Annotated in this window: 4 protein-coding genes; all 4 read left to right on the top strand. The window is 53.9% G+C overall.

Translation table 11 applies throughout. The annotated features are described in order from the left end of the window. Nucleotides 1-684: ABC transporter permease (locus QNK41_RS04315; protein WP_319254121.1), on the top strand; the 684-nt coding region annotated here is incomplete at its 5' end. Nucleotides 685-687: 3 nt separating this feature from the next. Beyond that, nucleotides 688-1,485: an ABC transporter permease gene (locus QNK41_RS04310; RefSeq protein WP_319254119.1), complete on the top strand. Its 798-nt coding sequence runs from the start codon at nt 688-690 to the stop codon at nt 1,483-1,485. 38 nt (nt 1,486-1,523) lie between these two features. Next, the gene (locus QNK41_RS04305) at nt 1,524-2,687 is read left to right on the top strand and encodes an extracellular solute-binding protein (protein WP_319254117.1); all 1,164 of its coding nucleotides are present in this window, start codon (nt 1,524-1,526) and stop codon (nt 2,685-2,687) included. Between the two features lie 294 nt (nt 2,688-2,981). Continuing rightward, the coding region (locus QNK41_RS04300; protein WP_319254115.1) for an ABC transporter ATP-binding protein at nt 2,982-3,596 on the top strand (615 nt) is incomplete at its 3' end.

Genomic DNA, 3,596 nt, shown 5'->3' with positions numbered 1-3,596 from the left:
TATCCGAAAATCCTCATTCGAACCATTCGAATTTCCTTTGAGACGGTCTTTCTCTGCGTCGTCATGGGCTATATTCCCGCCTATTTTTTCTACCGCAGCGAAAGCCGCTATAAAAAAGTTTTTCTTCTGCTCATCATGCTGCCGTTCTGGGTCAGTTTCATCATTCGCACCATGAGCTGGATCAATATCATGGGCGATTCGGGGCTGATTAACCATTTCCTGTTGAAGATCGGTTTGATCCAGTCGCCCATATCGATGCTGTACAATGAGTTTACCGTACTCATGGGATTGCTCATGTACCTGCTGCCCTTCATGGTCTTGAATATCTATGTCAGCCTGGAAGGCATCGACAAAAGCCTTCTCGAAGCCGCCCGATGTATGGGCTGCACCGAATGGCAGGCCTTTCGCGAAGTGACCCTGCCCTTGAGCCTTCCCGGTGTCAGTGCCGGCTGCCTGCTGGTCTTCGTGCTCACCGCCGGCACCTATCTGCCTCCCATGATACTGGGTGGCCCGGGCAACGACATGATCGCCAACCTCATTTTCAAACGGGTGATCGGCACGCTGGACTGGCCCTTCGGCTCGGCCATCAGCGTGATCCTGCTTTCCCTGTTGTTTGTGATCGTCTGGACCTACAACCGGTACCTAGGAATCAATCAGATCTTTAAAAGCCTTCAGGGAAATTAGACGATGAAACAATTCTCACCGGGATGGACATTGATCAGAATTCACACGTTCCTCGTTTACCTTTTTTTGTTCGCGCCCATTGTCGTGGTTATCGTGCTGGCATTCAACCCCAAACAGTTCGGCATCTTTCCCATGGAAGGCGTCAGTTGGCGCTGGTTCATCAAGCTGGCCCAAAATGAATCGATCATCGATGCGTTTAAGAATTCGCTTGTCCTTGGATCTCTGACCGCGGTGATATCCACCGGCATCGGCATCCTTGCCGCCCTGGCCTTCATCCGTTTCGAATTTCCCGGCAAAAACACCCTCAACACCCTGCTGCTGTCACCGATCATGATTCCGGAAGTGGTTTTGGGTGTGGCGCTACTGCTGTTTTTGCGATTTCTGCAACAGCCCAAGAGCTTCGCGCTGCTGCTAATCGGGCACGTCGTATTAACCCTGCCCTACGTGCTGTTGATCGTCCAGGCCCGGCTGGTGGGGATTAAAAAAGAGTACGAAGAGGCAGCCAAATCTTTGGGCGCCAACGCTTTTCAGACCTTCAGGGAAGTCACTTTCCCGCTGTTGCTGCCGGCCATTCTGGCCGGTGCGCTTTTTGCCTTTACCATCTCTTTCGATGACATCACGGCAACGCTTTTCTGGGCTACGGCCCAGAACCAGACCGTTCCGGTCAAGATCTTCAGCATGCTGAGAAATTCGATCAGCCCGGAGATCAATGCCCTGGGCGCCGTCATGATCGTACTGACCGTCACCACCCCCCTGCTTGCAGGCTATCTGTCCCGCAAGTTCTCAAAGATTAAGGATTAAGGTCTTAACCTGACAACCATCAGCTGAAAGGAGTACCCATGGCCATCGTAACGAAAGAAAAACTAGATCGGGTTTACGACGCGTATAAAACCGGCAAACTCAGCCGGCGTCACTTTCTTAAATATCTCGGCCTTGCCGGCGCGTCCATCGGATTGGTCGGCTCGCCCTTTGGGAATGCCGTCAAGGACGCCTGGGCAGCCAAGTCCATCCGCTTCGATGGCTGGGGCGGCTCGGTTTCCGAGGCATTTAAAGAACACGCCTTCAAGCCCTTTACCAAAGCCACGGGCATCGAGGTCATCGATGGCGAATTCGGTGACATGAATTCCTACCTGACCCGCGTCAAAGCCTCCTTCCCACCTGGTGGGGAATTCAACATCGCCCATTTGAGCGCCGTTTTCGATTATGCCCGCTATGCAGACTTGGGTTTTGCGTCGGTACTGGACGAAGCCAAAATCCCCAATCTCAAGAATGTCATGGCCGCCATGATCAAACCGCTTAGGGAGATCACCAAAGGCACCCTCTCGGCCGTCCCCTACGATCTGGGACAAACCGGCATCGCCTATAACACCAAGCACATCAGCAAGGAGAAAGCCGAAAAGTTGGGCGCGGCCCTGCTGTGGGACAAAGACCTGAAAGGCAAGCTGGGCAGTTGGGAAGGCGATTTCCGGACCAACATGTGGTATGCGGCCCTGCACACCGGCCAGAGTCCCAACAATATGACCGACCTCAAAGGCATATGGGCGGCCCTGCGCGAGCAGCGCGGCCTGATGAAGAAATATTGGAGCTCCGGTGCCGAACTGATGAGCCTGCTGGCCAATGAAGAGATCTATGCCACGGTGGCCTGGTCCGGACGCGTGGCCGCACTTCAGCAAGAGGGTAACCCCATCGGCTACCTCTCTCCCAAGGGCACCTACTCCTGGATGGAATATCTCTTCGTCCTCAAGGACACCGATCTGGAAATCGCCCAGCAGCTGCTCAATTTCATGCTCGAGCCGGCGGCGGCCATTGCCGTTTCCGAAGGACAGAACTATCCGCCCAGCTTGGATCCAACCAAAGTGGAATTGACCGAGAAAATCAAGAAGATGCCGGCCTTCGACCCCACCGGCAAACTGGACGGATACCTGTTTGCCAATCCGTCCTACTGGAATGCCAACCAGTTGGAATGGACGGAGAAGTGGGATAGGATCAAGGCAGGCAGTTAGTATCCATCCAGAACGCGCATCTTGCACCCGATTTCTGCGTTGGTCGTCAGATTCGAATCCTCGACATATTCCAGATATGCCTCCGGTTCGAATCTGACGCCCGCCTTGAACTCGAGCGCAATCTACACATTCTAAATGAACACGGCTTGGATTGTCATTAGTATTGGACAAGGCAATCAACCTTCAAAACGCCGGGCCGGGCCGTTGTCATGGCAATGGTCCGGCCTCAGCAGTAATAAATGTAAGGCGATTTGCATAATAGAAACAGCCTCTGAAACAGGGAGACAGACTAAATTGGCAACCGGCAAAAAACAACCCATCGTGCAGTTCAAAGGCATTTTAAAACGATTCGGCGAAGTTGTTGCTGTCGAAAAAATGGATTTTGATATCGAAGAGGGCAGCCTGGTGACCCTGCTGGGCCCTTCCGGGTGCGGGAAAACCACCCTGCTGCGCATGGTGGCCGGGCTGGAGGAACCCACCGAAGGCGACATATTCATCAAAGGGGTTCGGATCAACGACACGCCGATCCACAAACGCAACCTGGGAATGATTTTTCAGAATTATGCCCTGTTTCCCCACAAAAACATATTTGACAACGTGGCCTTCGGGTTGAAGTACCGTGACGTGTCTGCGGGGGACATCAAAGAGAAAGTGACCCGGGCTCTGGAAATGGTCCGCCTGCCAGGCGTGGAGAACCGCATGCCCAGCCAACTCTCTGGCGGGCAGCAGCAGCGCATCGCCATGGCACGGGCCATCGTGATCGAACCGGACGTCCTACTGATGGACGAGCCCCTTTCCGCCCTGGATGAAAACCTGAGAGAGGAGATGCGGCGGGAGGTGGACAACCTGCAGCAAATACTTGGCGTCACCACCATCTTTGTCACCCATGACCAGCGTGAAGCGTTGAGC

Origin of the sequence: Desulfosarcina sp., assembly GCF_033791525.1 — a bacterium.
Taxonomy (GTDB): Bacteria; Desulfobacterota; Desulfobacteria; order Desulfobacterales; family Desulfosarcinaceae; genus Desulfosarcina.
The sequence above is the reverse complement of the archived record's forward strand: the minus strand, read 5'-3'. Positions and strand labels throughout refer to the sequence as shown.